27 protein-coding genes are annotated in these 24,881 nt (G+C 56.5%); 6 read left to right on the top strand and 21 right to left on the bottom strand.

From position 1 onward, the window contains the following. Positions 1-7: 7 nt before the first annotated feature. The 3 genes from cbiS to HPY73_02375 are packed head-to-tail and all read left to right on the top strand — an operon-like array spanning position 8 to position 2,540. A complete protein-coding gene (gene cbiS, locus HPY73_02385) occupies positions 8-1,144 on the top strand; it encodes a bifunctional adenosylcobinamide hydrolase/alpha-ribazole phosphatase CbiS (protein QLH74408.1) in 1,137 nt (378 codons plus the stop codon). 23 nt (positions 1,145-1,167) lie between these two features. Next, on the top strand, positions 1,168-1,926 hold the full coding sequence (cobS, locus tag HPY73_02380; protein ID QLH74407.1) for an adenosylcobinamide-GDP ribazoletransferase: 759 nt from the start codon (positions 1,168-1,170) through the stop codon (positions 1,924-1,926). Next, positions 1,902-2,540, top strand: coding sequence for an NTP transferase domain-containing protein (locus HPY73_02375; protein QLH74406.1), 639 nt, complete (start codon positions 1,902-1,904; stop codon positions 2,538-2,540). Before cobS ends, HPY73_02375 begins: the two co-directional genes overlap by 25 nt. On the opposite strand, the gene HPY73_02370 is transcribed toward HPY73_02375, so the two are convergent. From HPY73_02370 to hypF, 3 genes are all read right to left on the bottom strand, one after another. Then, on the bottom strand, positions 2,530-3,642 hold the full coding sequence (locus tag HPY73_02370) for a TIGR00303 family protein (protein ID QLH74405.1): 1,113 nt from the start codon (positions 3,640-3,642) through the stop codon (positions 2,530-2,532). The two genes, HPY73_02375 and HPY73_02370, sit on opposite strands and share 11 nt — an antisense overlap. Before the next feature lie 81 nt (positions 3,643-3,723). Beyond that, complete coding sequence (locus HPY73_02365; GenBank protein ID QLH74404.1) at positions 3,724-4,782, bottom strand: hypothetical protein; 1,059 nt, start codon at positions 4,780-4,782, stop codon at positions 3,724-3,726. Between the two features lie 46 nt (positions 4,783-4,828). Next, complete coding sequence (gene hypF / locus HPY73_02360) at positions 4,829-7,015, bottom strand: carbamoyltransferase HypF (protein ID QLH74403.1); 2,187 nt, start codon at positions 7,013-7,015, stop codon at positions 4,829-4,831. Positions 7,016-7,388: 373 nt separating this feature from the next. On the opposite strand from hypF, the gene gcvH reads away from it, so the two are divergent. Beyond that, complete coding sequence (gcvH, locus tag HPY73_02355; GenBank protein QLH74402.1) at positions 7,389-7,778, top strand: glycine cleavage system protein GcvH; 390 nt, start codon at positions 7,389-7,391, stop codon at positions 7,776-7,778. Positions 7,779-7,794: 16 nt separating this feature from the next. On the opposite strand, the gene HPY73_02350 is transcribed toward gcvH, so the two are convergent. Further along, positions 7,795-8,580, bottom strand: a complete 786-nt coding sequence (locus tag HPY73_02350; GenBank protein QLH74401.1) for an S-methyl-5'-thioadenosine phosphorylase — start codon at positions 8,578-8,580, stop codon at positions 7,795-7,797. Positions 8,581-8,735: 155 nt separating this feature from the next. Between HPY73_02350 and HPY73_02345 the strand changes: the two genes are divergently transcribed. Both HPY73_02345 and HPY73_02340 read left to right on the top strand, forming a co-directional pair. Beyond that, a complete protein-coding gene (locus HPY73_02345) occupies positions 8,736-9,269 on the top strand; it encodes a flavin reductase family protein (GenBank protein ID QLH74400.1) in 534 nt (177 codons plus the stop codon). A 60-nt stretch (positions 9,270-9,329) separates the two neighbouring features. Beyond that, on the top strand, positions 9,330-9,869 hold the full coding sequence (locus tag HPY73_02340; GenBank protein QLH74399.1) for a flavin reductase family protein: 540 nt from the start codon (positions 9,330-9,332) through the stop codon (positions 9,867-9,869). A gap of 141 nt (positions 9,870-10,010) precedes the next feature. Here HPY73_02340 and pheA read toward each other — a convergent pair whose 3' ends face one another. The 17 genes from pheA to aroA form a co-directional block, all read right to left on the bottom strand. Then, complete coding sequence (pheA, locus tag HPY73_02335; protein QLH74398.1) at positions 10,011-10,856, bottom strand: prephenate dehydratase; 846 nt, start codon at positions 10,854-10,856, stop codon at positions 10,011-10,013. A gap of 1 nt (position 10,857) precedes the next feature. Beyond that, on the bottom strand, positions 10,858-12,225 hold the full coding sequence (locus HPY73_02330; GenBank protein QLH74397.1) for an aspartate kinase: 1,368 nt from the start codon (positions 12,223-12,225) through the stop codon (positions 10,858-10,860). Continuing rightward, a complete protein-coding gene (locus HPY73_02325) occupies positions 12,222-12,881 on the bottom strand; it encodes a histidinol phosphate phosphatase domain-containing protein (protein ID QLH74396.1) in 660 nt (219 codons plus the stop codon). Before HPY73_02325 ends, HPY73_02330 begins: the two co-directional genes overlap by 4 nt. After that, positions 12,878-13,480, bottom strand: coding sequence for a bifunctional phosphoribosyl-AMP cyclohydrolase/phosphoribosyl-ATP diphosphatase HisIE (locus HPY73_02320; GenBank protein ID QLH74395.1), 603 nt, complete (start codon positions 13,478-13,480; stop codon positions 12,878-12,880). Before HPY73_02320 ends, HPY73_02325 begins: the two co-directional genes overlap by 4 nt. Next, positions 13,477-14,229 carry an imidazole glycerol phosphate synthase subunit HisF gene (gene hisF, locus HPY73_02315; protein ID QLH75621.1) on the bottom strand — a complete coding sequence of 251 codons (753 nt, stop codon included), beginning with the start codon at positions 14,227-14,229 and terminating at the stop codon, positions 13,477-13,479. The genes HPY73_02320 and hisF overlap by 4 nt, the downstream gene beginning before the upstream one ends. A gap of 2 nt (positions 14,230-14,231) precedes the next feature. After that, positions 14,232-14,783, bottom strand: coding sequence for an imidazoleglycerol-phosphate dehydratase (locus tag HPY73_02310; GenBank protein ID QLH74394.1), 552 nt, complete (start codon positions 14,781-14,783; stop codon positions 14,232-14,234). Beyond that, entirely contained in the window at positions 14,783-15,490 is a 708-nt protein-coding gene (gene hisA / locus HPY73_02305) for a 1-(5-phosphoribosyl)-5-[(5-phosphoribosylamino)methylideneamino]imidazole-4-carboxamide isomerase (GenBank protein ID QLH74393.1), read from the bottom strand. Before hisA ends, HPY73_02310 begins: the two co-directional genes overlap by 1 nt. Then, positions 15,487-16,086, bottom strand: coding sequence for an imidazole glycerol phosphate synthase subunit HisH (gene hisH / locus HPY73_02300; GenBank protein QLH74392.1), 600 nt, complete (start codon positions 16,084-16,086; stop codon positions 15,487-15,489). The genes hisA and hisH overlap by 4 nt, the downstream gene beginning before the upstream one ends. Then, positions 16,077-17,138 carry a histidinol-phosphate transaminase gene (gene hisC / locus HPY73_02295; protein QLH74391.1) on the bottom strand — a complete coding sequence of 354 codons (1,062 nt, stop codon included), beginning with the start codon at positions 17,136-17,138 and terminating at the stop codon, positions 16,077-16,079. Before hisC ends, hisH begins: the two co-directional genes overlap by 10 nt. 9 nt (positions 17,139-17,147) lie before the next feature. Next, complete coding sequence (locus HPY73_02290; protein QLH75620.1) at positions 17,148-18,011, bottom strand: ATP phosphoribosyltransferase; 864 nt, start codon at positions 18,009-18,011, stop codon at positions 17,148-17,150. A gap of 88 nt (positions 18,012-18,099) precedes the next feature. After that, positions 18,100-18,825 carry a UPF0280 family protein gene (locus HPY73_02285; protein ID QLH74390.1) on the bottom strand — a complete coding sequence of 242 codons (726 nt, stop codon included), beginning with the start codon at positions 18,823-18,825 and terminating at the stop codon, positions 18,100-18,102. Continuing rightward, positions 18,822-19,226, bottom strand: coding sequence for a 4Fe-4S binding protein (locus HPY73_02280; protein ID QLH74389.1), 405 nt, complete (start codon positions 19,224-19,226; stop codon positions 18,822-18,824). Before HPY73_02280 ends, HPY73_02285 begins: the two co-directional genes overlap by 4 nt. Continuing rightward, entirely contained in the window at positions 19,226-20,398 is a 1,173-nt protein-coding gene (locus tag HPY73_02275) for a homocysteine biosynthesis protein (GenBank protein QLH74388.1), read from the bottom strand. Before HPY73_02275 ends, HPY73_02280 begins: the two co-directional genes overlap by 1 nt. A gap of 4 nt (positions 20,399-20,402) precedes the next feature. Further along, entirely contained in the window at positions 20,403-21,467 is a 1,065-nt protein-coding gene (gene asd / locus HPY73_02270) for an aspartate-semialdehyde dehydrogenase (GenBank protein QLH74387.1), read from the bottom strand. Further along, positions 21,468-22,547 (bottom strand): prephenate dehydrogenase/arogenate dehydrogenase family protein, encoded by a 1,080-nt coding sequence (locus tag HPY73_02265; GenBank protein QLH74386.1) that lies wholly within the window; start codon positions 22,545-22,547, stop codon positions 21,468-21,470. After that, on the bottom strand, positions 22,540-23,616 hold the full coding sequence (aroC, locus tag HPY73_02260; GenBank protein ID QLH74385.1) for a chorismate synthase: 1,077 nt from the start codon (positions 23,614-23,616) through the stop codon (positions 22,540-22,542). The genes HPY73_02265 and aroC overlap by 8 nt, the downstream gene beginning before the upstream one ends. Further along, positions 23,613-24,881 (bottom strand): 3-phosphoshikimate 1-carboxyvinyltransferase, encoded by a 1,269-nt coding sequence (aroA, locus tag HPY73_02255; GenBank protein ID QLH74384.1) that lies wholly within the window; start codon positions 24,879-24,881, stop codon positions 23,613-23,615. The genes aroC and aroA overlap by 4 nt, the downstream gene beginning before the upstream one ends.

Here is a 24,881-nt window from a genome sequence, read left to right as displayed (position 1 = left end):
GAAAAAGATGAGAGCAAAGGACATCAAGGTCGAGTTCAAGAGGGCGAACGGTTACAAGGTCATGGTAGTAGGCCTTCCAAATGAGATGCGCGTCCTCAGCACGACCATCCTGAACGGCGGGTTCACCATGACCGACACTATTGCCATGGTCCAGGTCCCCTTGGACTATGTCAACGACGACCCAGAGGAGGATGCGATGAGGACCGTCAGGGAGCTGGGCCTGCCGGAGCGCACAGTGACGTTCATGACCGCAGCTGACATGGAAAAGGTCGTTTCGGTCGTGGAGATGGAGTACAAAGGCTCTCATGTCGTGGCGATCGCTACGGCGGGGGTGAAGAACGCAGTATATGCAGGAGAGCTGATCCCAGACCATATCAAGGCCCAGTTGGGAGGGGGGGCTCACACCATCAACATCATGGTGATAATGGGCTCTCCGTTGCATGATATAGGGATGACCAATGCGATAATAACCGCGACAGAGGCAAAGTCGGCCGCGCTCATGGACTGTGGCGTCCGGGGCACCGGGACGACCAGCGATGCGGTGGCCATAACGTGTCCGGTCGGAGATGGGGAAAAGTACGCCGGCACCGCCACGGACGCTGGCATATGTCTAGCCCGCGCCGTAAGGATGGCCGTCAAAGAGTCGACCCTTAAATGGTATGCCAGGACCTCACCTCCAGATTTCGTCACATTATTGGATGACCAAGGGATCACGGTCGACGCGATGTGGGATGCGGCCAGGAAGCTGATCTTCCCGAACGAGAACTGGAGCGAGGAACTTCTCAGACAGAAGTTCATGCATAAGATCAACGTCCTGCGCCAGGATGTCAACGTGAACGCCCTCGTCCATGCGGCGATCCTTCTGGAGGACAAGGGAAACAGGAACGAACTTCATGGACTGGATGGAGACAGGTTCAAGCAGGACCCCGTCCATCTTCTCGCCGACGAGGTCCTTGGGATAGGTCTTGCCGAGTACCTTACAGGTACCAAGGGCGTATTCGAGTACATCCGTTACGACAGGAAGAAACCAGGCATACTTGGGGATCTCGGTCCGTTCCTGGACGATATAGTGGGCTCTCTGATAGGGAGCGTGATGTCAATGATATACTCTGAGCTTCTGGAGGTGGAAGGATCTCTACAATAGGGGCGGTCAAGGCGGCCTTCTCGATGTTCACCATCGTCCCGTTGGATGTCGAGGGTGAGGAGGTCATGTCCCTGGCCAAAAGGTTCTATCTTGTGACGTTGGTGGGGGTGTTCCTAGGCCTCCTGAGCGGTATCCTCATGTACGTGCTGACCGAGGTCTATGGTCCTCTGATCTCTGCGGTGATCGTCATTTTCGTCATCATGGGCCTGAACAGGTTCCTGCACCTCGACGGCCTGAGCGATATGGGGGACGGTCTAATGGTCCTCGGGGACAAGGAGCGCAAGCTCAGCGTTATGAAGGACTCTCATGTCGGAGCGGGTGGACTGGCCTATGCCATGCTGTTCGTGCTTCTTTCTATATCGGCCCTGGCAAACGTTGATAGGGGCTTCTATTTCCTGGCACCTTTTGCCGCTGAGGTGCTCATAAAGGTGTCGATGGTCACCTGCGCCGCCCTCGGCGAGGCGAGGGAAGGGCTGGGGGGCATATTCGTCAAGAATACCAGTTCAGGGACCGTGGCCGTGGCTCTGGCGATAGGACTGGTCGCGACCGTCCCAGCATACATCCTTCTGGCCCCTGCGCGCGTTGACCTGGCGGAGCTCACATCGGTCCTGCTGATGATGATCATAGCCTCCCTTGTCACAGGAGCGGTCGTTGCAAGGACCGCTATGAAGCACTTCGGGGTCGTCAACGGCGACATCCTTGGTGCGACGAACGAGATAGCCAGGCCGATGGTCCTATTAGCGTTGAGCGGTGCACTATGGCTTGCGGAAAAGCTGCTCTGATCACTGCTGGGGGGAGAGGGACCCGGATATCCCAGCTGGGGATGGAGAAACCGTTGGTGGAGGTCCTTGGAAAGAAACTGATCGACCGGGCCATCGATGCGGCATCATCGCCGATGGTGTCCCAGGTCTACGTCTCGACCTCGACATCCACCCCGAGGACCGAGCAATATCTGAAAGGGAAAGAGGTCATTGTGATCAGGACGTCAGGCCGGGGATATGTTGAGGACCTTCACGAGATCATGTCGTCCATACAGGAGGACATCGTCGTGATAATCCCTGTGGACATGCCATTGCTTACAAAGAAGAGCGTGGAGACGGTGTTAAGGGAGTTCTTGAGCGCAGGGAAGGCCTCGCTGACGGTCGCCCTGGACCCAGCGACCATCAGGTCTGTCGGTCTCGATGTGACCTATACCGACGTGCTCGACGGTAGGGAGACGACGTTCTGTGGGGTCAGCGTGGTCGAAAGGAAGGAGATGCTCAAGGATAGCTATGTCGAAGCGGCGTACATGTTCACGGATAGCATCGATTTCGCCGTCAACGTGAACACGCCGGGGGACCTCTCAGTGGCAGAAAGGATATTGAAGGAAAGAGAAGTAACGAAGGTCACTTTTTGACATGCGCCATCAACCTGTCATAGCTCTTCTCTATCTCGGTCAGCATGGTCCTAGAGTCGAGCTTGCCCCTGCTGTTACAGATGGCCGCTATGGTCGCCCCGCCGCACCCCACCCCTTCCTTCACCAGGCCGGTCTCATAGATCCTCAGCCCGCTCAGCCTCGATGTTGAGAAGTTCAGGTCGGCGGCGATGACCGGCACCTCCCCGATCTGCTTGACCAGTGAGCGGATATCGGACATCCCGTCGTTCACTATCCATCTCGTGGTGCCTAGGGCCAGATTGCCCAGGACCGAAGGGTCCATGGCCTTGACGATGCTCAGCACCGCGGCCATCTGCGTACCGCCTGCGAGCAGGACAGGCACCTTCCTTGCCGCCCCGACTATGACCCCAGCCGCTGCAGGCATCATGGGGTCCCCGACCGCCGAGACCGCCACCATGGCATCTCTTTTCATCTCCTCAGATGAATGCTTCGTCCTGGCAAGGCCTTCCCTCACCACCGCCTCTTTGATGTCATGAGGATTGACCGGCAGGGTGCTGCTTACCTTGTTCTTGGCGTCGTACCCTTGGGCCATGAGGACGGCCATCGCCGTCGTGGTGCCCCCTGGTATGCTCTCACCGACGATAAGGTAGTCCACGTTCGCCGAGAGGTTCTCCCCAACCAGGACCGCGCTCTCATACACCTTCTTCGGGTCCTTGACCGCCGAACCGGTCCTGATATCATCGCCAGGGGCCCCATCGAGCTCGAAGAACGGCGCTATCGGCCTTATCCTGGCCCCGCCGTTGACGGCGAAGACAGGCATCTTGACCGCATTCACGGCCGTCATCGTTATGAGGCCAGGGGTCGGGATGCCATCTGGGGTCACGGGAACCCCCGGAATGCACTTGCATCTCCCGTAGAACAGCAGCTCGACATCGGCCGGAGGCGTGTAGTCCGTGAGCGCGGGGTTCGCTCCTGCCGCGGAAAGGCCTGGTATCTTCGCGGTCTCGGTCGTCCCGATCGTACATACGAAGGTAGGTCTCTTTCCCCAGATCCTTGAAACAAAATCGCTCGCCAGGTCTTTCTCGTGTGCTAGGATGATGCTCTCAGGGACATCGGGCCTCATTGGTTCACCTAAGTTGGATGTATAATCCAACGATATCTGGTGTTTCCTATTAAAAGGTTCTCGGCGGCATCATCTCAATCATTACTCATTAAAGATGGTTTGCAAGAGGTCGCGCAGCTCTGTCCTTTCCCATCCGTTCTCGGCATAGGACCTCTCATTTGAGAGCGGTAGGACCTTGTCTGCGATCGCGTAGGGCACCTCCATGGTTATGTGGTCTCCGGTCAGCGAAGATGCGCCATGGTCCACCAGTATGACGTTCCTACAGTCCTTGAACTCCTTGGACGCCCGTTGCAGCTCTTTGTCTATCTCCTCCAACAGCTCGACCTTTTCCAGAGGAGAACGCTTGTGGCTGATATCATCTGTCTCTTCGATATGGAGGAAGACATTGCGTGTCCTGATCAATCTCCTGGCCTCTTTGATCCCCTGCTTGAAGCCAGCGACCCTCAGCCTCTCTATGTCTAGAAATGCCGCGACGCCAAGGGCGGACGGGCTCTTCGATATCATCGTCATCTTCGGCAGGGGCCTGACATCATTCCTGAACCTTTCAGCTTCTAGACCCGACCCTCCCCCCCATGGCAGAAGTGTTATCCCTCCCATGATCTCTGCGATCGACTCAGCGAAGGGACGGAAATCGCCTAGGTCCGAAGGGAGGACGTCGGCGGGAGAAGGCGGTCTGGGCAGGTCCAGGACCTCGGTGCCCTTCACGGTCATTACCGCCTTTCCTCCATTGTAGAACATGATCTTAGGGTCCATCTCCCTTATCCTGTCCCTGCTCCTCAGCACGGCCTTTTGAAGGTTCATCTCATCTTGGCAGGATATCTTGTAGTACCATTCCACCTTCCCATCACGGATGATGGCAGGGGTCATCCTGTAGGCCACCCTCTTAGGGCCCAATGGAAGCTCGAGCCCTAGGGCCTCTATGACGCCCCTGGGTATCTCGGCCTTCTTACCAGTGAACAGTTCCAGAAGGTAGTGATGGGTATATTCCCTTGACATCGTGCACCCCATCCTCCCATGTGACGCGACCGAGTCCAGGTACGGTTTATTGGCCGCCTGTAACGGTGTCCTACCATCCAGCATCGGGATGCCGTGGTCGGTGGCCCCATCAAGGAAGATGATCAGCACGTTCCTATAGAGCATCCATACAGCATGTCCATGATATTATTTTAAAAATGTGCCAGCACGATCATCTGACGTATGCCAACGCAGCAAGGCATTGGCCTGCCGAGATGCATCCGTCCCCGTTCGGAAGGTCCTTTGGAAATACGGTGCTGAGGCCCCGGTCCGTCGCCATCTCCTCCAGCCACCTTGCGACCGTGCTGTTGTAGCTGACCCCGCCCGTCACCCCTATGACCTTGGCGCCCTTCTCCTTCGCCCGCTCGGCCGCGATGTCGACCAGCCCCTCAAGTACAGCATGAATGAAGGTCGCGGCAACATCCTCCCTGGTCCCTTTTCGGTCCAAGATATACGAGAACATCTCGACCGACCTGATCACATCTCCTTCCCTCATCGGTCTCAAAGACCTGTCCACCTTCCCCGTGGCCAGCAATGGCTCCAACTTCATCGCCGGCTCCCCATCATAGCTACGATACATGCATACACCCAGTGCGCACGACACAGCGTCCATGAGCCTGCCAAGGCTCGTTGAGGTGGTGCTCCTTGGGAGCATCTTCATGAAAAGCTCAGCATCCTTGCCAGAGAAATGAGACCCGTCCCGACCTAACAAACTCTCTATTGCGAACACGAGCCGTCTGATGTCATAGACGGCCTTCTCCCCTCCGAGCAGGGGAACCTCTTGAAGATGACCGACCCTCTCGAAGCCCGTTGGGCTGCAGTCCAGGACCTCACCGCCCCACGCCTTCCCGTCTGTTCCATAGCCGGTACCGTCGATCGCTATCGTGACCAGGTCATCAAGACCATTATCCAGCATAAGTGCGAGCCCATGTGCCCAATGATGCTGGACCTCCACGACCCGGGCACCGGTCTCAGAGGATAACCTCATCCCGAGACGTCTTGTCGAATATCCAGGATGAAGGTCGATGCCGATAGCATCGATTTTCTCTGCTCCCAGCATGTTCCTGAGATGCCCTATGGCCCCTTCAAGATATTCCAGGACACCGGCAGAGCTCGAATCCCCGATGTACTGGGTACAATGGAGCCTTCCCTTGAAGGCCAAGGAACCGACAATGTTCTCCTGCGCTCCAAGGCCGATCGCCGTCCCTTTCAATGGAAATGATATGTTGAACGGCACATGCCCCCTTGACCTTCTTATAAAAAAGGTCCGGTCACCGTAGGTCCTTACCACTGAGTCATCACATCGGTTGAATATCTCCCTGTTATGCATAAGGTATACATCAGCACCGAGGGCGAGAGCCCCCTTGTCCGTCAGCACCATAGGCTCGCCAGGAACGTTCGCCGAGGTCATCACCAGGGCATCGAACCTAAGCTTCGAGAATAGTATGTGCTGCATCTCGGTGTAGGGGAGGAATATGCCTATGTTCCCGAGACCGGGGGAGACAAGCTCGGTGAGGGCGTTCCTGACCTTTTCGACCAGAACGATCGGTCGGTGGCCCGAGGTGAGAAGCTCGATCTCCTTCTTTGTTGGTCTCGAGTATCTAAAGACAGCGTCAAGGTCCCGGACCATTATGGCGAAAGGTTTCTCCTTTCTTCGGTACCATTCTCTCAAATGGCGGAGATTGTCGAGCGAAGAACAGATATGCATGCCACCCCAGCTCTTGATGATCCCGACCTTGCCTTCGGAGAGAGCTTGAGCGAACAAAGTGGCAGGGTCCCCCTCTATCGGGGCCCCGTTTTTATCCAACACGTAATACGATGGCCCGCAGACCTTGCAGGAAATGGTCTGATGATGGAACCTTCTGTCGGTCGGGTCCTCGTACTCTTTTCTGCACTCATCGCACATCTGGAAAGACCTCATCGAGGTCTTCTCACGGTCATAGGGCAGGTCATCGATTATCGTGAACCTTGCCCCGCAGTCCGTACAGTTTGTGAACGGGTATAGGTATCTTCGGTCCTTTGGATCGAACATCTCCTTGATACAATTGTCACATATCGAGTGGTCGTTCGGGATCGCGACCCCCTTCTCCCCCTGCCCGCTCTCGATGATCCGAAATCCGCCCTTCTTGATCTCTTCATCCATAGTCCCCTCGTCCACCGATATATCATCCAGTTTTGCCAAGGGAGGGAGCTCGGACATCAGATGGGAGAGGAACTCTGATGGGTCACCATCGATCTCGATGACGACATTGGACCCATTGTTCTGAACGTATCCATTCAACCCCATCCTAGTGGCTATCCTGTGAACGGTCGGCCTGAAACCGACCCCCTGGACGACCCCATGGATGGTTATTTTCATTGAACTTTCGAACATGGCCCCTGTTATATAATTATTATCAGTAGGATTACCAGTAGGTCAAATAGAACAGCGATGGAAGGAAAACCGTGACATGCCCCATCCACATCTCTGGTTCCGGATTAGAAGCGGAATCAACTCAATAAAGACATCATCAAGAGCGGCTTTCGATGAGGTAGGTAACACCGTGGGGCGATCCAAGGTCCTGTACTTACCACAGCATTGTAGGCTTTTTTTAATCTCATCACCAATAGTTCATGAAAAAAATGATGTAAACAGGCCTAGGAATGAAAAAATCATCCCCCCTTCTTATCATTTAAAGACCCAATCCATAAGTTTTTATTGATTGAAAAATGCTCTAGATGAGGTTGATCCGATGAGCGATGTAAGGGAAGGGCTGAGGTATTCCAAAGACCATGAATGGGTTAAGGCAGAGGGCGAGATGGCGAGGGTAGGCATCACCGACCACGCCCAGCATCAGCTGACAGAGCTGGCGTTCATTCAACTGCCAACCAAGGGACAGAAAGTGAAAAAGGGGGAGGTCTTAGGGATAGTCGAGAGCGTAAAGAACACAGCGGACGTCTATGCTCCTGTCTCCGGCGAAGTGGTGGACATCAACTCGCCGTTGGAGGAGGACCCTCAGGTGATAAATAAGAGCCCATACGAAGATGGATGGATAGCTGTCATAAAAATGGACGACCCGTCGGAGCTCTCATCTTTGATGGATGCGGCCACATATAAAAAGTTGATCGAGCAGGCCAAGTGAGGCCCGCATCGTATATTTACGCGCCCGCAGCCCTGAGCGTGTCCGGGCAGGCGCATTTCTTTCTTTCCTCAGGTATCTTTGGGAGAGCTGAGGAGATCAAGGCCCTGATCTTATCGACGTTCTCCGACATGGTCCTGAGGACGGTAGCGGTGTCGACAGGATGGTCGGCCCAGACATCATAGTCCGTTATCATCGCAAGGCTGCAATAGCACATCTCCATCTCTCTCGCGAGCTGGCATTCAGGAACAAGCGTCATCCCGATCACGTCCGCGAACGCCCTGTACATCTGGCTCTCGGCCCTGGTCGAGAACCTCGGTCCTTCTATGCAGACATACGTCCCTTTCTGATGGAACTTGATCTTCGCCTTCTTGGCCTCTCGCGAAAATATCGATGCCAGCTCAGGGCAGAAAGGGTCCGCGGTCGAGATGTGGACGGTCTTCGGGCCATTATAAAAGGTGTAATCCCTTTTCTTGGTCAGGTCTATGAACTGGTCTACGATCACGATCTCACCAGGTTCAAACTCTTCCTGCAACGAGCCGACCGCACAGGGGGATATTATCCTCTCCACGCCCACCTGTTTGAGCGCCCAGATGTTCGCCCTGTAATTGACCATATGGGGAGGGTAAATGTGTCCTTTGCCGTGCCTTTGCATGAACGCGACCCTCGTCCCCTTTATCGTACCGATCTGAATCTCGTCTGACGGCAGACCATATGGTGTGTGAGGTCTGACCGTCTCCTCAAGCTCGAACACATCTGGATCGTACACACCGGTCCCGCCCACGATCCCTATCCTGGCCTTCATTTTATCAATTGTGGATGCACATCTCATTTAAATTTTTATTCCGTTGACTCATGACCTCTGCAGCAAGATCTGAAAAAAGGACGAATTTTCACATTTTAAGAAGGTTTTTCGAAAGTATTATTTTAAACGGTCAACTAATGCCCCCCGAAAATATCATGGGTCAAAAGAACGAGGTCAATCCCATTTGGGCATGTAGGGCATTCCCAGCATATCCCGTGGTCCTGGCGGCCGTGGGGGACGGGGCCGAGGGCGGACAGAGGAACGTCCTGACCGTCGTGCTGGTCCACATGTTCTCTTTCAACCCTCCTGTCCTAGGTGTTGGGATATCACCAACGAGGTACAGCTATGGTCTGTTCGACCGTTGTGATGATTTTTCCATCAATGTGCCTCAGAAGGACCTTGTAGAGGAGGTCCTTTACTGTGGCCAAAAGTCTGGCAGGGATGTTGACAAGTTCGAGGAGTGCGGATTCTCTTTTTCGAAGGGCAAAAAGATCAATTCCCCCGTCATTAAGGATTGCATGGTCAACCTGGAATGCAGGAAGGTCAATAAGGTGGATGCGGGGGACCACACATGGTTCTTGGGGGAGGTCGTCCACGCGGAGATGGAGGAAGGCGCTCCCAGAGAGAAGGCGTTGATGTACTGGTCTGGAGAGTTCCGTGTCTTAGGCGACATCATCAGAAGACGATGAAACCGCACAATGCAAAACTTATTATCCCGCCAGTACCAAATTGTAGCTCAGGTGTCATCGATGACCGACTTAGAGAAGGTGGATGTACAACATATGGAGGCCGTGCAGATGCTCCCACCGGCCCCTGTATTGCTTGTATCCATTGGGGACAAGGAAGGAAAGGAGAAGAACATAATCACGGTGGGAATGTTCAACATGTTCTCGCTCAAGCCTCCGATAATCGGTATCGGGGTCATGACGTCAAGGCAATCTTACAAGTTACTAGAGGAGAACGACGATTTTGTCATCAACGTTCCAGGCAAGGACATGCTCGAGGCCGTCATCATCTGCGGAAGCAAGAGCGGGAAAAGGACGGATAAGTTCACAGAGGCGGGCCTTACTGCTGAACCTGGCAAGAGGGTGAGGTCTCCAAAGATAAAAGAGGCCCTGATGAACATCGAATGCAAGAAGTTGGAGTCCTTTGAGAAGGGGGATCATACCTGGTATCTAGGAAAGATAGTCCATACCGATGCGGTCGTCGATTATGACAGGTCGAAGGCCTTGCTTTTCTGGGACGGGGAGTTCAGAACTGCGGGCCCGATGATCAAGAAGATAGAATGATAATGAGCGGAGATATATTTGGATAAGCATGCTTCCACGCTCATCCTTTCATTCATGGCCTATATTTTAATTTTAATAATGTTATTAATTAAATTAGATTAAAGTGATGCCTTGTTGAGGGAGGGGCCTCTCCCTTGATCTTCAGCCTTTGTCAATGCCTTCCAACGGTCTTGCTTTGTTGTAAGAGCCGAAGATCTTGACGAAGGACGCCTTCCTCATGAGGTCTATCAAGGCCTCCTTTACTTCAGGTTCGGAGATATGGCCATCGATATCAACATAGAACACATACTCCCAGGTCCTCTCTCGCCGAGGCCTTGATTCCAGCTTGGTGATGTTCACCCCATGCTCAGCGAAGGCCCCGATGCACTTATGGAGGGCCCCTGGGACATTCTTCGTCGTGAAGGCCAGGGACGTCTTGTCCCCCGGCATGTTCACGGGCGGGTTCTTCTCGAGCACAAAGAACCTCGTGAAATTTCTTGCATGGTTCTGGATATCCTCCTTGAGCACCTTCATGCCATAATGCTCGGCCGCCCTCCTCGAGGCGATGGCGGCCTCATCCAACGACCCCCTCTCCTTTATCATCCTGACGCTCCCGGCGGTGTCAAAGCTCGGGACCTTCTCCCATTCAGGATGTTTTGATAGGTAGTTCATGCATTGCCCAAGCGCCTGCGGGTGGCTGTACACCTTCCTTATCATCTCCAAGGTCGCCCCAGGATGGCCGATGAGGCAATGCCTGACCCACACAAGCACCTCCCCGACGACCGTGAGGTCGCTCTCCAGCAGGAGGTCGTTGGCGACGGTCACCGACCCCTCTATCGAGTTCTCTACCGGGAGAACCCCGTGCGTCGCCGATCCCCTGTCGACCGCCTGGAAAAGGTCGACGAACTCTGCGCAGGGCAGGGTGTCGGTCCCTTCACCAAAGTAGCGGAATATCGCATCCTCGCTGTAAGCGCCATGGACCCCCTGGAACGCTACCTTAACCTTCATATCAGCACCCGAAGAACTCCTTGTGCACCGCCCTGGTGACCTTCTCCAGGTCCTTCTTGTCGACCGTGAAATGATACGCGACCAGCGATGCGCCGGCCGAGATCAGACCTATGCTGGCCCCTTCCCTAGCGACGGCATTGAACACGCGGCTGGCAATGCCCTTGCTATATCCAAGCCCCTCACCGACTATGCAGAGCAGGGCGAGGTCATCATTGGTCTCGATCTTGGAGATGAAGCCCTCCCTGATGTCCGCGAGGATCTTTTTTGCCTTGGAAAGGTCCTTCCTGTCTATCAGCAGCGCTATGCAGGTCTGGGATGTGACCGCTGAATATATGTTCACATCGCCCTCGCTCAAGCGCTGTGAGATGACGGACATGACACCGGTCCGATAACCGGCCCCCTCCCCGAAGACCTTCACGATGGCGAGGTTCCTCATGCAGGAGATGCTCTTGATGCGGTCAAGGTGCTCGTCGGATTTCTGTTGGATGACGGTCCCCTCGGCCTGAGGGTTGAAGACGTTCTTCACCTTTATCTTGATGTTCTTTGCCCTTGCCGGTTCGACCGTCATCGGATGCAGGACCTTTGCGCCAAAGTACGCGAGCTCGGCAGCCTCATCATATGAGAGCACCTTGATGGGGACGGCCTCAGGGACGATCTTTGGGTCCACTGTCATGAAACCATCGACGTCCTTCCAGATCTCCAACACCTCCGCATCCAGGGCGTTGGCTATGGCCGCTGCCGAGTAGTCCGACCCGTTCCGTCCGAACACGGTGACCGAACCATCAGGCCCTATTCCAAAGAACCCCGTCACTATAGGTGTCAGGCCAGCATAGAACATCTCTTGGACCTTTGGTACTATGCTCCAGCGCGTAGCGTCAAGGTCCGCGGTGGCCGTACCGTACTGCCCATCGGTCATTATCCCGAGCTGGTCTGCATCACACGGGACGGACCTCACTCCCATGTCGTTGAGCATCGCCGCCACCAGGATGACGCTCAACCTCTCGCCATAGCACTGCACGAAGTCTTTGGTCTTGGGCGTGACCTCTTCGAGGTAGCTGATGCCGTACAGCATGCGCTCCAGCCGGACGAGCTTCTTGTCGATCCGGTCGATGCCCTCCTCTCTTATCTTCTCGTCCTTTATCGCCTCGGTCAGCAATGATACGTGCATGTCCCTCAATCTCTTCACGAAGGCCTTGACCTCCTCTTCTTTCCTAGGGACGGAAATAAAGTCCAGCAACGATTCTGTAACGCCCGACACTGCGCTGACCACCACCACCTTCCTACCCACCTCGGACGCGATGATGTTGCCGACCTCCAGCATGGACTGCGCGGTCTTCAGCGAGCTTCCTCCGAACTTCAGCACCTTCATCTCGACCTCCTCCTTTTTACAAGCTCGGCCGGATTGACCATGACGGCCTCCTCGGCCTCCTTCCTGCTCAGGCCGGCCCCTTGCGCGACCATGAGCGCTGTGGCGGTGTTGATAAGGTCGGATGGCGAGTGGGCGTCCGTGTTCACCACCATCTTTGCGCCGACCCTCCTTGCGATAGAGGCAACGTGCCCGTTCGTCCTGCAATGCGATGACCTTGAGGTTATCTCCAGGTGGACACCGTTGGTCCTGGCCCTCTCGGCCTCCTCCTCCGTGATCATGCCAGGGTGGGCCAGGATGTCCACCTCGGGGTTGCTGACGGCCGCAAGGTTCGTGCCCTTCTCCACCGGCTCCGAGATGGTCTCGCCATGGACCACGACGATCTCGGCCCCAAGTTTCCTGGCCTTGGAGACCACCTGGTCGATCTTAGAGGCCGGGACATGTGTAATCTCCACGCCGAGCAGGACCTCCAGGCCCCATGTCTCCGCCAGCTCGATGTCCAAGGCCGCCTCTTTCAGCACGCGCTCCATCGTCGACAGCGCGACGTGGTCCGTGAAGGCTATGGCGCTGTGGCCCTTTACAAAGGCCCTCCTAGCAAGCTCGACCGGTAGCAGCTCCCCATCGCTCAATATTGTGTGGGTATGAAGGTCTATCCTCATCTTCTCCTCTCCGACAGCTTCCGATAGACATCCTCCATCCGCATGTCCGAGGCCTCGAGCATGACCATCAGATGATACAAAAGGTCCGCGAGCTCCCATGCCATGGCCTTGCGGTCGCCGCCTTTGAAGGCCAGCACGGTCTCTGCAGCCTCTTCCACGACCTTCTTCAGCCGCTTGTCCTCATCGTCAAGGAGCTTGTTGGTATAGCTCCCCTCTTTCGGATGCAGCTTCCTGTCCCTGATGACCCTTGACAGCTCAGGGATGATGGCCATGGTGCCATCGACATCGCCATAAATGACCTCTTCGAAGCAGGACATCCTGTCGAGGTGGCAGGCAACCCCTTCCTGCCTCACCCTCACCAGAAGGGTGTCCGCATCGCAATCCAGCTGGATGGAGACCACCTTCTGCACATGGCCAGAGGTTTCGCCCTTCTTCCAAAGCTTCTGCCTCGAACGGGAATAAAAATGAGTGAGGCCCGTCTCCTTCGTCAGCCGGAAGGACTCCTCGTTCATGTAGGCCATCATCAGGACCTCGTTCGTATCCGCGTCCTGTACGATCGCGGGTATCAGTCCTTCAGAATTGAACTTCAGCTCTGTCATCTGACCCTCACTCCCCTTTCCCTGAGATATGATTTGCACTCCTCCACGCTCAGCTCCCCATAATGGAATATCGAGGCGGCAAGGGCGGCCTCGGCCTTGGTCTTTGTCAGGACCTCGTAGATGTGCTCAAGGGTCCCGCACCCTCCCGACGCGATGACGGGGATCGTCACAGCCTCTGCCACTGCCGCCGTGAGCTCTATATCATAACCGTTCTTTGTGCCGTCGGCGTCCATGCTGGTCAGGAGTATCTCGCCCGCCCCGAGCTCCTGCGCCCTGACGGCCCACTTCACCGCATCGAGGTCGGTGGGCCTCCGTCCACCATGCGTATAGACCTTCCAAGACCCCCCGGTCCTTTTGGCATCTATTGCGCATACGACGCACTGGCTCCCGAAATCCTTGGCGCACTCTGAGATGACATGAGGATGCTGTACGGCGACCGTGTTCACCGACACCTTGTCCGCCCCTGCGTTCAAAGCCTCCCTCATGTCCTCCTTGCTCCTGATGCCTCCTCCGACCGTCAGTGGTATGAACAGGCTCTCCGCCGTCCTCTCGACCACGTTCAGCATGGTCTTTCGGCCTTCTGCAGAGGCCGAGATGTCAAGGAAGACGATCTCGTCCGCCCCTTGGCGCTCATACTCCGAGGCCATCGTCGGAGGGTCTCCCACGTCCTGAAGGTCCAGGAACCTTATCCCCTTGACGACCTTTCCGTTCTTGACGTCAAGGCACGGTATGATCCGCTTGGTCAGCAGCCCTAGCCCCTCCTTATCTTAGGCCTCTCCTTTGTGCTCAGGACATCCTTCCTCGGAGCCGTGGCCTTGCGCATCGCGGTCCCTAGCGCCTTGACGCTCGCCTCGACGATATGGTGCTCGTCGAAGCCCCGTTTGACAATGACATGTAAAGTGACCCCGGCCGACATGGCGAAGGACCTCAGGAAATGATGATAGATGACGTCTGGACAATCGATGTCAGCGTACGGGCGGTCGATGATGTCAAGGGTCACCTCCACCAGGGCGTCGTCCATGGGCACTATGGATGACGCAATCCTCTCTATCGGGACATCACCGAGGGCCTCCTTCACCGCGCTTCCGAGCACTATCGCAACATCCTCCACCAGGTGATGGACATTGTCCCCCGAGGCCGTGACCTCGAGATCGAAAGAAGAGTATCTGGCAAAGGTCTCGAGCATATGCCTCAGGAACTGGTCCTCGCATCTGACCGTATACCTTCCCGACCCGTCCAGGTCTACCGTTACTGTGACCTCGGTCTCCTTGGTCTTCCGTTGCACGCTCGCACTCCTGCTCATCAATTCTTCCTCCACTGCTTGTCAGGATTCAATTTGCCAGTATAAATGGCTAGCCCGACGACCGCTTCGGACACCCCTAGCGCCTCAAGTTCATCGATATCCTCCTGGCTAGAGACCCCTCCTGAGGCTATCACCTTGTGGGGGCATCTTTCCACGAACGACCTGACGGCCTTTGCGTCGATGCCCTTGCACCGCCCCTCCACGTCCACGTTCGTGTACAGGACACCGGCGAGAGGGAGGTCGGCGATGGCCCCGAACATGTGTTCCAGCGAGTAAGGGGCGGCCTCCTGCCATCCTTTGACCTGTACGTTCCCTCCTTTGACATCGAGCGCCAGGACGACCTTCCCAGGGTTGGAGGTTGAGATCGAGGACAACCAACTACGGTCCTTTATCGCCCTGGTGCCGACAATGACCCTTGCCGCCCCGCAATCGAGAAGGTATTGAACCACCTCGGTGGAGCGCACCCCTCCTCCGACCTGTACTGGCACATTGCAACGTTCGACTATCCTCCTCATGATCTGAACATTGTTGCCCCTTCCCAAGGCCGCGTCAAGGTCGATGACATGCAACATAGGGGCCCCCCTTTCCTCCCATCCCTTGGCGGAGGTCAGCGGGTCTGGGAGCTTTATCTGCTCAGTACCAGGGACGCCTCCCACGAGCTGGACGACCTTCCCTCCCAGGATATCGATGGCCGGCATCACTATCATAACTGCTCCTCCGCGAATGTGATGAAGTTGCGTAGGAACACCATTCCCGACGCCGAGGACTTCTCAGGGTGGAACTGTGTGCCATACGTGTTCGCCTTCTTGAACAGCGTCGGGACCCTTCCATAATACTCAGTGGTGCCGATGGTGACATCCTCCTTCGGGCTGGCATGGAAGGAGTGCGCGAAATAGAAATAAGGTGATGGCAGGCCTTTGAAGATTGGATCGCTGCTCTGTACCGAGTTCCACCCCATGTGCGGGACCCTATCGGCCTTCAGCCTGACGACCTTCCCTCCCAGGAGGCCGAGGCCGGGTTGTTGCCCTTCCTCGCTCGACCCGAACATGATCTGCATTCCTATGCATATACCCAGGCAGGGAGTGCCAGAGAGCAACATCTTGACAAGATCTTCCTTATATGGTTGAAGCCTTTCCATCGTCTTGTCAAAGGCCCCGACACCGGGCAGCACGATGCACTCCGCATTGAGCAACGCCCTCATCTCCGCGACGACCTCGACCTTGGCGCCGCAGTTCTCCAATGCCTTGCGGATCGAGTGAAGGTTGCCTACCCCGTAATCTGCCAACGTGACCTTCAGCGACATTCCTTGACCACCTCGGCCATCTTCTCAAGTAGGATGTCGTTCTGCTCCCTCGTGCCTATCGTGGTCCTGGCACAGTCCTTGAGCAGCCTCTTGTTTCCAAAGTCCCTTATCAGGACGTTCTTCTCCCTCAGCCTGGAAACGAGGACATCCGAGCCCATCGGGCATTTGAACAATATGAAATTGGCCTGGGATGGGAAGACCTCGAGGCCAAGGGCCGATAGCCCGTCCTCCAGCCTCTTTCTCTCAGAGGAGACCACCTCAATGGTCCTCCTTACGAAATCCTGGTCCCTCAATGCCTTTATGGCAACGAGCTCGCTGATCTTGTTCAGGGAGTAAGGCACCCGGACCTTCTGCATCGCCAGAGTGAGGTCTTTGTTCGCGATCGAATAGCCTATCCTCATACCCGCTAATGCATATGCTTTGGAGAATGTCCTTGTGACGATGAGGTTCTCGAAGTCCTCCACCAGTGGGATGAACGAGCTGCCTGCAGGGGCGAACTCGCCATATGCCTCGTCGACCACGACGGGCCTGTCCGATTCCGATACCAGGCGCAATACGTCCTCTTTCATGAAGGAGTTCGAGGTGGGGTTGTTCGGCGTGCAGACGATGACAAGGTCCCCCTTTGCATCGAGCATACCGTCGACGTCCAACTGATACCCCTCTCTAAGGTCCACCTGTACCGCTCCGCCCCCGTTGACCTGTGCGAACCACCCGTGGAGGGAGTAGGAAGGGTAGGCCATGACCACATTGCCTCCCGGCTCCATGAATGTCTTGAAGATGATGTCCAGTATCTCGTCCGAGCCGTTTCCGACAACGAAGTTCTCCTTTCTCAGGCCATAGAACGAGGCCAGCTCCCTCCTCAGACCATCGCCGTATGTGGACGGGTACTGCTCAAGGCCCAGCGATGCGCCCTCGGCCAGGGCCTCCCTCACGGCGGGGTTCTCCCCGAGCGGGTTGGTGTTGGTGTCCATCCTCAAGGGGGAACCTTTGATATCTGGGTCATAATACAGTTGAAGGTCCCTGACGGTGGACCTGAGCCATCGCTGCTTCATGTCCTCACCTCACGGGACCATCCGGTCGATCGGGGTTATGAGGATCCCGCTCGCTCCCATCTTCTTCAACCTGACGATGGCGTCATACACCTTGTCCTTGTCCACGACCACATGGATGGCGACGACATCGTCCCTGCCCATGATGTTCATGACCGTCGGCCCCGCGATGCCTGGGAAGAATTTTTTTACCTCCTCCAATGAGGAGGTCGGCACATCGGCCATGAGGTACTTCTTGTTCTCTGCGTCGAGCACGCTGCGTATGGCAGAGACCAGCTCCTCCATCTTTTCCCTTTGCTCCCTGAAGGCCTTCTTGTTGGCGATCACCACTGCCTGTGATTCGGCGATGACGGCGATCTCCTTGAGGTGGTTCATCTTGAGGGTGGAGCCGCTCGAGACGAGGTCCACTATTATCTGAGCGACGCCCAGATGGGGCGTTATCTCGGCCGCGCCAGATATCTCCTCGATCTGGACCTTCTTTCCGAGCTTGGAGAAGTAACGTTTGGTCATCGAGGGAAAGGAGGTCGCCACGACCGTGCCGTCCTTGACCTTGTCGACGCTGTCTATCCCAGATGACTCCGGGGCGGCCACGGACAATCGGCAGTGGCCGAAGTTCAGCTCGTCCAGTACCTTGACGTCGGCATCCTGCTCCATGATCAGGTCCTTACCGGTGATGCCCATGTCGACGGCCCCCGAATGCACGAACCTGACGATGTCGCTCGCGCGGAGGAACATTATCGAGATGTCCCTGCGCTTCACGTTCGCATACAGCTTGCGCTCGTCCGCGTCATCGAACTCCAGGCCCGCCTGCTTCAACATCTGGACGGACTTCTCGTTCAACCTTCCCTTGTTGGGTATGGCCAATTTCAATGCCATCTGCTCACCGGTAGCAGGGCGGAGAATGGGGACAGCGTACTTCAACCTTTTTATATCAGGAGGGCCGGGGACGGGCATTATGGCAGGTTCAGAGGTATCGTTCCGACACCTTGTATCGTGTCTCGTCGCATCTCACGAGGTCAGGGACCTTGCCCCTCATTGCGAGCCTGTCGCCCACGATGACAACGCAGCCATCAACACCCCTGATCCCTGAGATGGACCTCACGGCATCGCTCAGGACATCCTCATCCGGCGACCTTACCATATTACCAAGGGCTGTGGCGCAGGCGTCCGCCAGGGCGACGTCCTTTGCGAAGACGGTCGCAGCATCCGCGATACCAAAGGATATCGAAGGTCCCACGGTCCCTGAGGAGGTGCATATCCCGTATCTCCCATCGGTGGGAGGTACCATATACGCGAACCCCTTGAATGGGGAGTCCCCGGCATAGATACCGACCGCCGTCTCCTTCCTCAGGACCATCGCTATGTCACCGCCATTATCGACGATGGCGTGGTCCGCCCCCCGCTCCACCATGGCCTCCAGCGCAGCCTCAGCGATGGCCCCGGCGACCGCCGCCATCGGGCCCACGTTGGCGGCCCTCGCGGCCTCGCACATCCTCTTGACGATGGGGGGCGAGGCCCTCGGCTCTTCGTAAGGTTCCAATGTCAGCCCGAAGAAGGGGTCTTTGGCCAGGAACGAAAGGAGCTCCTCCCTCGAATCGAAGATGCTCCTCTCGGCATGGCCTATGAGCTCCTCCTCTGCAACGATGGTGACCGCCGTCTCACCGAGTTCGAAATGCCTTCTGACGATCATTGGCCCAACTTCATCGCCCCTGGAGGGCATGCGTCGATGCACATCCCGCAGGCGATGCACTTGTCGCTGTTGAAGATGATCTTCCAGGTGCCCCTGTCGACCACGAACGCGCTGACGGGGCAGACGGATACGCACATCCCGCAATCGGTGCACCTGTCCGCATCCTTGTGCACATATTCGTTGAGCTCCTTGATCTGGACCTTGTTGTCCGTGAGATATTTCAAAGCGCTCTTGATCTGTTGCGGGCTACCCTCGAACGCGATCATAAGGCGCCCTCCGGTGTCATCGATCTCGGCCCTCAGTATATTTATCATCAGGTCAAAGTCCTTGACCATCCGGTACGTTATCGGCTCATTGATCAGGTCCGGTGTGAAGAACAGCATGTACCTGTTCGACCCCATCAGAGCACCTCCTCCCTCGACCTGACGTCCAAAGGCCGTATCGCCCGCTCCTCTGGCATCGCCTGAACGAACTGCGTGAGCAGGAACTCCTTCTCCATTATCTGCCGCTTGAGCTCGATGGCGATCTGCCTTGCCTTGTAATATGATGAGAGCGAGGAGGTCTTGACCTTCTTTCCCTTCACGTTGATCGTGCCCGAGCGGAGCTCTGCATATGAGACCTCTTGTATGGGCCTTCTGTTCCTTGACTGGAGGGCATAGTCGACCACTGGCGCGAAGAGCTCCTCATCTGTCAGGGCACAGGTGCGCATGATGTCCTCATCGATGACCGGTATAGGTACCCCGATGCCAACTGCCAAGCTGATGCCGTAACGGTTCATGTACAGCGCCCGGATGTATTCCGTGGACATCTGTTTCATGTCGCCGATGACCGCAAGCGTCCTGGCAGAGGCCGAGGGCACTCCGTTCCGCATCGGGACGTTTGTCTTATATTGGGTACCTTCCCAGCTCACATACCCTTGTGCCCCTCCCAAGAAGATCCTCGTGCCTATGCCGATCGTCCTCAGCTTCGGGTCCTTCAGCAAGGGGGAGAGCTGACCAGAGCTGGAATATGTGGCGTTCTTCATGTTGGGCAGGAGCTTTCCCATGTAGGTGAACAGGGTCCTATCGCTGGAGTTCGTTGCGACCGCATAGTTCTGGTACATGTTCCGAGGATTGAACAGATATGCCTGGTTAACGGTCTTGAGGGTGATGAACGTCTCTATCTCCTTGCGAGGATAGCAGTCCGTGCCCTTTGAGGTCGCCTTCAGCTTGACAGGCCTGCCGGCGATGAGGTCCTCGATCACATGTGCCCCCCCATAATCGTGGCGGCCGTTGGAGGATTCCTCGGTCGCTCCGATGTAGGCGTCGACCGCTGCTATCCCTCCATAGGCCGGCACATCGTTCAGGAAGACCTTGGACATCTTGATCGGCGGCTCGGAGTGACCGAAATTGATGAACGCGCCAGAGGAGCACATTGCCCCGAAGGTGCCGGTCGTCACTACATCCACCTGTTCGGTGGCCTTCTCCAGGCCATCCTTCTTCACCAGGTCAATGGCCTCCTCGGCGGTCATGACGACCGCATCGCCCTTTTTGATCCTGGCGTTGATCTCCTCGACGGTCCTCTTCAATCCCATCACCTCAAAGCAATTTCTTAGCTCTTGCCAGCTCGGCGTTGAGGACCGAGCCTCCGGCACCGCCCCTCAGGGTGTTATGGGATAACAGCCATAGTTTCGTATATTTGTTTCCGCTCTGCCTCACCCTTCCGACCGTCACCGCCATCCCTCTTGCGCGCGAAGGCTCTCCAGCATAGACATCGCATAGGGGCTGCGGGCGGTTCTCCTCCATGCGGACGATTATGGGTCTCAAGGGGGCGGTAGGGAGCCCCAGCCTCTGCGGGGCGGGCCTGAACTTCGTCAGCACCTTCACCACCTCATCGACCGAGGCCTCCTTATCCATCTTGATGACCACGGACTCGGTGTGTCCATCTATCACGGGGACCCTGGCGCATGAAGCCACCATATCGAACTTTGGCATCTCTATGCCCTTGGCGGTCTTCTTGCCGAGCATCTTGAAGATCTCCTCTTCCATCTTCTCTTCTTCGTTCTTGATGAACGGCACGATGTTCGCCATGATATCCAGTGAGGGTACGCCAGGATATCCTGCGCCCGATATGGCCTGGTATGTGGAGACGCAGACGAACTTCAGCCCGAACGCCTCTAAGATCGCCTTCAACGGCAGCGCCAGACCCGTGGTCGAGCAGTTCGCGTTGGTGACGATGTACCCCCCATCCTTATAGCATTTCTGCTTTTTGATGAGGTCCAGATGGTCAGGGTTCACCTCAGGGATCAGCAAAGGTACATCTGGCCTCATCCTATGCGAGGCTGCGTTGGAGAAGACCGCGACGCCCTCTTCCGACAAGGAGGTCTCGATGTCCTTGGCGATGTCCGATGGAAGTCCGGAGAAGGCGACGCGGCATCTTTTCGCGACCGCCTTGGCGTCCAGCTGCTCGATCCTTCTCTCGAGGGTCTCCTCCTTGAAGACATGGTCCTTGACCTTCATGACGTCTGCCAGCCTCTTCCCTTCCGACCTCTCGGAGGCATAGAGCCCGCCGATCTCGAACCAGGGATGGTCCTCGAGGAGCTGGACGAACCTCTGCCCTATCATTCCAGTCGCGCCTAGCACTGCAACCTGTATCTTCGCCATTCAATCATCTCCGAAATACTTCCTGCCTTCCTTCATCATCTGGACGAAACGTTCCTTGTCCTCGGAGAGGGCCGAATCCTTCAGGTCTGTTATGACCTTCATCAGGAGATCGAAGCACCTCTCCGTGTAAGGGTTCTCGTGCTGGATCTCGTAATATAGGTCAGGGGATTCCAAGGCGACCCTCCTGGCGGACGAGGCCTGTCTCTTGAACGTCGTGGAGGCGATGTCCTCAAAGCTCTTGAACTCTATGCCTGAGGCCCTAAGTGAGCTGAAGAATGCGATGTTTATCGCGTGGCTCAGGCCAAGCACATAGGATATGAGCATATCATGCTCGGTCACCGGCATCTCAGTTATGTTCGCCCCCATCCCCTCCACCAGAGGCAGGAACTCCTCAACACCTCTGGTGGAACCACAGTCGCATACGATGATGTTCCTGCTGTACATCGAGAGCGCGTCCGGCCCGAACATCGGGTGGACGCTGCAGACCTTCAGCCCCTCCTCGGCCGCTCTCTCCAGGGTCCGGATGATCGGTTGCTTGACCGACATGATGTCGAAGACAAGCCCTTTCGGTCTCGCCTCAATTATCTTCTCCAGCACCCCTTTGGCCTCGGAGATCGGCACCGCCACGATGATGACGTCCGCTGCCTTGACCGATGTCGTCATGTCGGTCACGTTCGGGAACTCCTTGCACCTCTTCTTGTCAAATATCTTGACCTTGTGACCCCTCATCGCCATATATCTGGCGAACCAGAGCCCCATCTTTCCCGCCCCGCCGATCACGAGGACCTCCTTTACAGACCTCATTGGCCTCGGCAATCTTGCCTGGGCCTCGATCGATTCCCTGATAAGTATCTGGGCGATCTCCTTCGCCGCCTCCTCAGATATGCCAGCCTCCCCTGCTCTGCTGATGTATCGCCCGATGACCTCATCCTCCACCTTGAGGTTCCGGACAGGCATCGACTTTTCGACCTTGGTCTTGCCCATCTTGAGCGCTGCGTCCATCCTCTTCTTGATGAGCACCATGATCTCCCTGTCTATCTCCTCGATCATCCAACGGATGCCGTCCACCTTCTCAGTCAATGAAACCACCTCTGATGCATAGGTCTGCCAGTACCAGCGCCACCGCCGCCTCGACGACCACGACGGCCCTGGGCACGATGCATGGGTCATGCCTCCCCTCGGTCCTGATCTTGGCCGGCCGCATGGTCCTAAGGTCTATGGTGTCCTGTTCCTGAGCGATCGAGGCGGTGGGCTTGAACGCGACGCTCAGGTCAAGGGGCATCCCATTGCTGATCCCCCCAAGCACTCCGCCTGAATCGTTCTTTGTCGTGACGACCTTACCGTCCTTTATGGTGAAGGGGTCGTTGTGCTGAGACCCCCTCATCGACGCTGACCTGAAGCCCGCCCCGAACTCTATCCCCTTTACAGCAGGTATGGCGAAGATCATCTTGGCCAGCTCCCCCTCAAGGGTATCGAAGAAAGGCTCACCGACACCGATCGGGAGCCCCACAGCGAGGCATCTCACCACCCCACCTATGCTGTCACCGTCGGCCTTGGCGTCCATTATCTCCTTTCTCATCAATTCGGCCATCTCGACCGACGCCGCTCTTATGTCATTGGCCCTTCCCTTCTCGGCGATCTCCTCGTAGGTCCTGTCAGCATCGTCCCTGACCTTCCCGATCTGGACCGTGTATGCCCTTATGTTGACCCCGATCTTTGCCAATATGGCCTTGGCCACCGACCCGGCAGCGACGATCGGGGCGGTCATCCTTCCAGAGAACTGACCTCCCCCCCGGATGTCATGCGATCCCCCATACTTTATGACGGCCGTTAGGTCCGCATGTCCAGGTCTTGGCCTGAACTCAAGGTCCTTGTATCTTTCGCTGTCCTTGTCAACGTTCTTGATGAAAAGCGTCAGGGCCCCCCCGGTGGCCTTTGAGTCCTTAAGGCCCGATAGCGGGAGGACGATGTCCTCCTCTCTGCGCGGGGTCCCTATCCCCACCGATGGCCTTCTCAGGTCAAGCTCTCTCTGTATATCATCCAATGATATCGTCATGCCCGCGGGGATACCATCGATGACGCATCCAACACCTTCTCCGTGGCTCGTGCCGAATATCGTGAGCCTGAGCTTCACCCCTATAGTGTTCATGGAACCAGCTCCAGGTCCGCCCCAATGGACCGCATATCATCGACGAAACCAGGATAAGATATCTTAAAGCAATCGCCATCTGAGACCGTGGTCTCTCCATCTGCCACGAGGGCCGCCACGGCCGCCGCCATCAGTATCCTGTGGTCCGAATGCGCCATAACATGCGTCCCCTTGAGCTTTGAAGGCCCGTTGATGATGCACCCGTCCCTGGTCTCCTCCATCTCGGCGCCCATTGCCTTAAGGAAGGTCACGGTGGCGGAGATCCTATCGCTCTCCTTGAGCCGGACATGCTCGGCGTTGAACAGCCTGCTCCTCCCCTTCGCCTGCGTGGCCAGGACCGCCACGATGGGGAACAGGTCTGGCGCTTGGCCCAGGTCAACGTCGGCCCCTTGCAACGGGCCTGAGGAGCAGGTGACCGAGCCCCCTCTCTGCGTTACGGTGGCGCCGAAGGAGGACAATATGTCAAGTATCATGCGGTCCCCTTGTGCATCCCTCGGGTCCAGATTATCGACCTGTACCTTTCCGATAAGGGCACCGGCAGTGAGGGGGAAGGCCGCCGAGGAATAGTCGCCGGGGACCTGATAATGGTCAGGCCTATATGTCTGCCCTCCAATGATATGGAAGCCATTCTCGGTCGTCTTGGCCTCCGCTCCGAACCTCGACATCATCTCGATGGTGATGTCGATGTATGGCCTCGACCTAAGCTCGCTCGTTATGATTATGTCGGTATCCACCTTTTTCAGCGGGGAGGATATGAGCAAGGACGAGATGAACTGGGAGCTGATATCCCCTCGGATATGTGCCACGCGTCCGGTGTTAGGCCCCCTCACTATCAACGGTGCAAGCCCGTTGCCCCTTGTCGAACGGCATTCGACACCTAACTGGGACAAGGCATCGATCAGGGGCTGCATCGGCCTCCTCCTGACCGATGCATCGCCGGTGAGCACCGTGTAGCATGGAAGCAGCGAGGCTATCCCTGCAACTATCCGTATGGTCGTTCCCGAGTTGGCCGCGTCAATCACGTCCTCAGGGCATCTCAGGGGCCCTCCTTCCACTTCCAGGTCCCTGCCCTTATGACATACCTTCGCCCCGAACGCCTCGATGGCCCTTAAGGTGGCGAGCGTGTCCCCGCTCAGAAGCGGCCCCTTCAGGACCGAGGTCCCATGTGCCAATGAGGCAAGGACCAAAGCCCTGTGGGTGTAGCTCTTTGACGGCGACGCAACGATCCTTCCTTCTACCGTGGACGGTCTGACCTTGAGCAACAT

The sequence above is a fragment of the Methanomassiliicoccales archaeon genome (assembly GCA_013415865.1).
In the GTDB taxonomy this organism is placed as follows: domain Archaea; phylum Thermoplasmatota; class Thermoplasmata; order Methanomassiliicoccales; family UBA472; genus MVRC01.
This window is presented reverse-complemented; position numbering and strand designations above follow the sequence as displayed.

Coding starts and splice junctions, on each gene's coding strand:
- HPY73_02365 (QLH74404.1), bottom strand. CDS start 4,782: ATGCTCTATAGGAACGTGCTGATCATCTTCCTTGATGGGGCCACCGAC.
- HPY73_02350 (QLH74401.1), bottom strand. CDS start 8,580: ATGAAGGCCAGGATAGGGATCGTGGGCGGGACCGGTGTGTACGATCCA.
- hisH (QLH74392.1), bottom strand. CDS start 16,086: ATGTCGCTGAAGGTCACGTTGGCAGATTACGGGGTAGGCAACCTTCAC.
- HPY73_02325 (QLH74396.1), bottom strand. CDS start 12,881: ATGAGGATAGACCTTCATACCCACACAATATTGAGCGATGGGGAGCTG.
- gcvH (QLH74402.1), top strand. CDS start 7,389: ATGAGCGATGTAAGGGAAGGGCTGAGGTATTCCAAAGACCATGAATGG.
- HPY73_02310 (QLH74394.1), bottom strand. CDS start 14,783: ATGAGCAGGAGTGCGAGCGTGCAACGGAAGACCAAGGAGACCGAGGTC.
- pheA (QLH74398.1), bottom strand. CDS start 10,856: ATGAAGGTTAAGGTAGCGTTCCAGGGGGTCCATGGCGCTTACAGCGAG.
- HPY73_02370 (QLH74405.1), bottom strand. CDS start 3,642: ATGAGGCCCGATGTCCCTGAGAGCATCATCCTAGCACACGAGAAAGAC.
- HPY73_02345 (QLH74400.1), top strand. CDS start 8,736: ATGGGTCAAAAGAACGAGGTCAATCCCATTTGGGCATGTAGGGCATTC.
- aroC (QLH74385.1), bottom strand. CDS start 23,616: ATGAACACTATAGGGGTGAAGCTCAGGCTCACGATATTCGGCACGAGC.
- HPY73_02285 (QLH74390.1), bottom strand. CDS start 18,825: ATGATCGTCAGAAGGCATTTCGAACTCGGTGAGACGGCGGTCACCATC.
- HPY73_02275 (QLH74388.1), bottom strand. CDS start 20,398: ATGGGATTGAAGAGGACCGTCGAGGAGATCAACGCCAGGATCAAAAAG.
- aroA (QLH74384.1), bottom strand. CDS start 24,881: ATGTTGCTCAAGGTCAGACCGTCCACGGTAGAAGGAAGGATCGTTGCG.
- asd (QLH74387.1), bottom strand. CDS start 21,467: ATGGCGAAGATACAGGTTGCAGTGCTAGGCGCGACTGGAATGATAGGG.
- hypF (QLH74403.1), bottom strand. CDS start 7,015: ATGAAAATAACCATCCATGGGGTCGTCCAGGGGGTCGGTTTCAGGCCG.
- HPY73_02320 (QLH74395.1), bottom strand. CDS start 13,480: ATGACAGAGCTGAAGTTCAATTCTGAAGGACTGATACCCGCGATCGTA.
- HPY73_02280 (QLH74389.1), bottom strand. CDS start 19,226: ATGGGGTCGAACAGGTACATGCTGTTCTTCACACCGGACCTGATCAAT.
- HPY73_02375 (QLH74406.1), top strand. CDS start 1,902: ATGGCTTGCGGAAAAGCTGCTCTGATCACTGCTGGGGGGAGAGGGACC.
- hisC (QLH74391.1), bottom strand. CDS start 17,138: ATGAAGCAGCGATGGCTCAGGTCCACCGTCAGGGACCTTCAACTGTAT.
- hisA (QLH74393.1), bottom strand. CDS start 15,490: ATGATAGTGATGCCGGCCATCGATATCCTGGGAGGGAAGGTCGTCCAG.
- HPY73_02330 (QLH74397.1), bottom strand. CDS start 12,225: ATGAAGGTGCTGAAGTTCGGAGGAAGCTCGCTGAAGACCGCGCAGTCC.
- HPY73_02290 (QLH75620.1), bottom strand. CDS start 18,011: ATGGCATTGAAATTGGCCATACCCAACAAGGGAAGGTTGAACGAGAAG.
- cbiS (QLH74408.1), top strand. CDS start 8: ATGAGAGCAAAGGACATCAAGGTCGAGTTCAAGAGGGCGAACGGTTAC.
- cobS (QLH74407.1), top strand. CDS start 1,168: ATGTTCACCATCGTCCCGTTGGATGTCGAGGGTGAGGAGGTCATGTCC.
- HPY73_02340 (QLH74399.1), top strand. CDS start 9,330: ATGACCGACTTAGAGAAGGTGGATGTACAACATATGGAGGCCGTGCAG.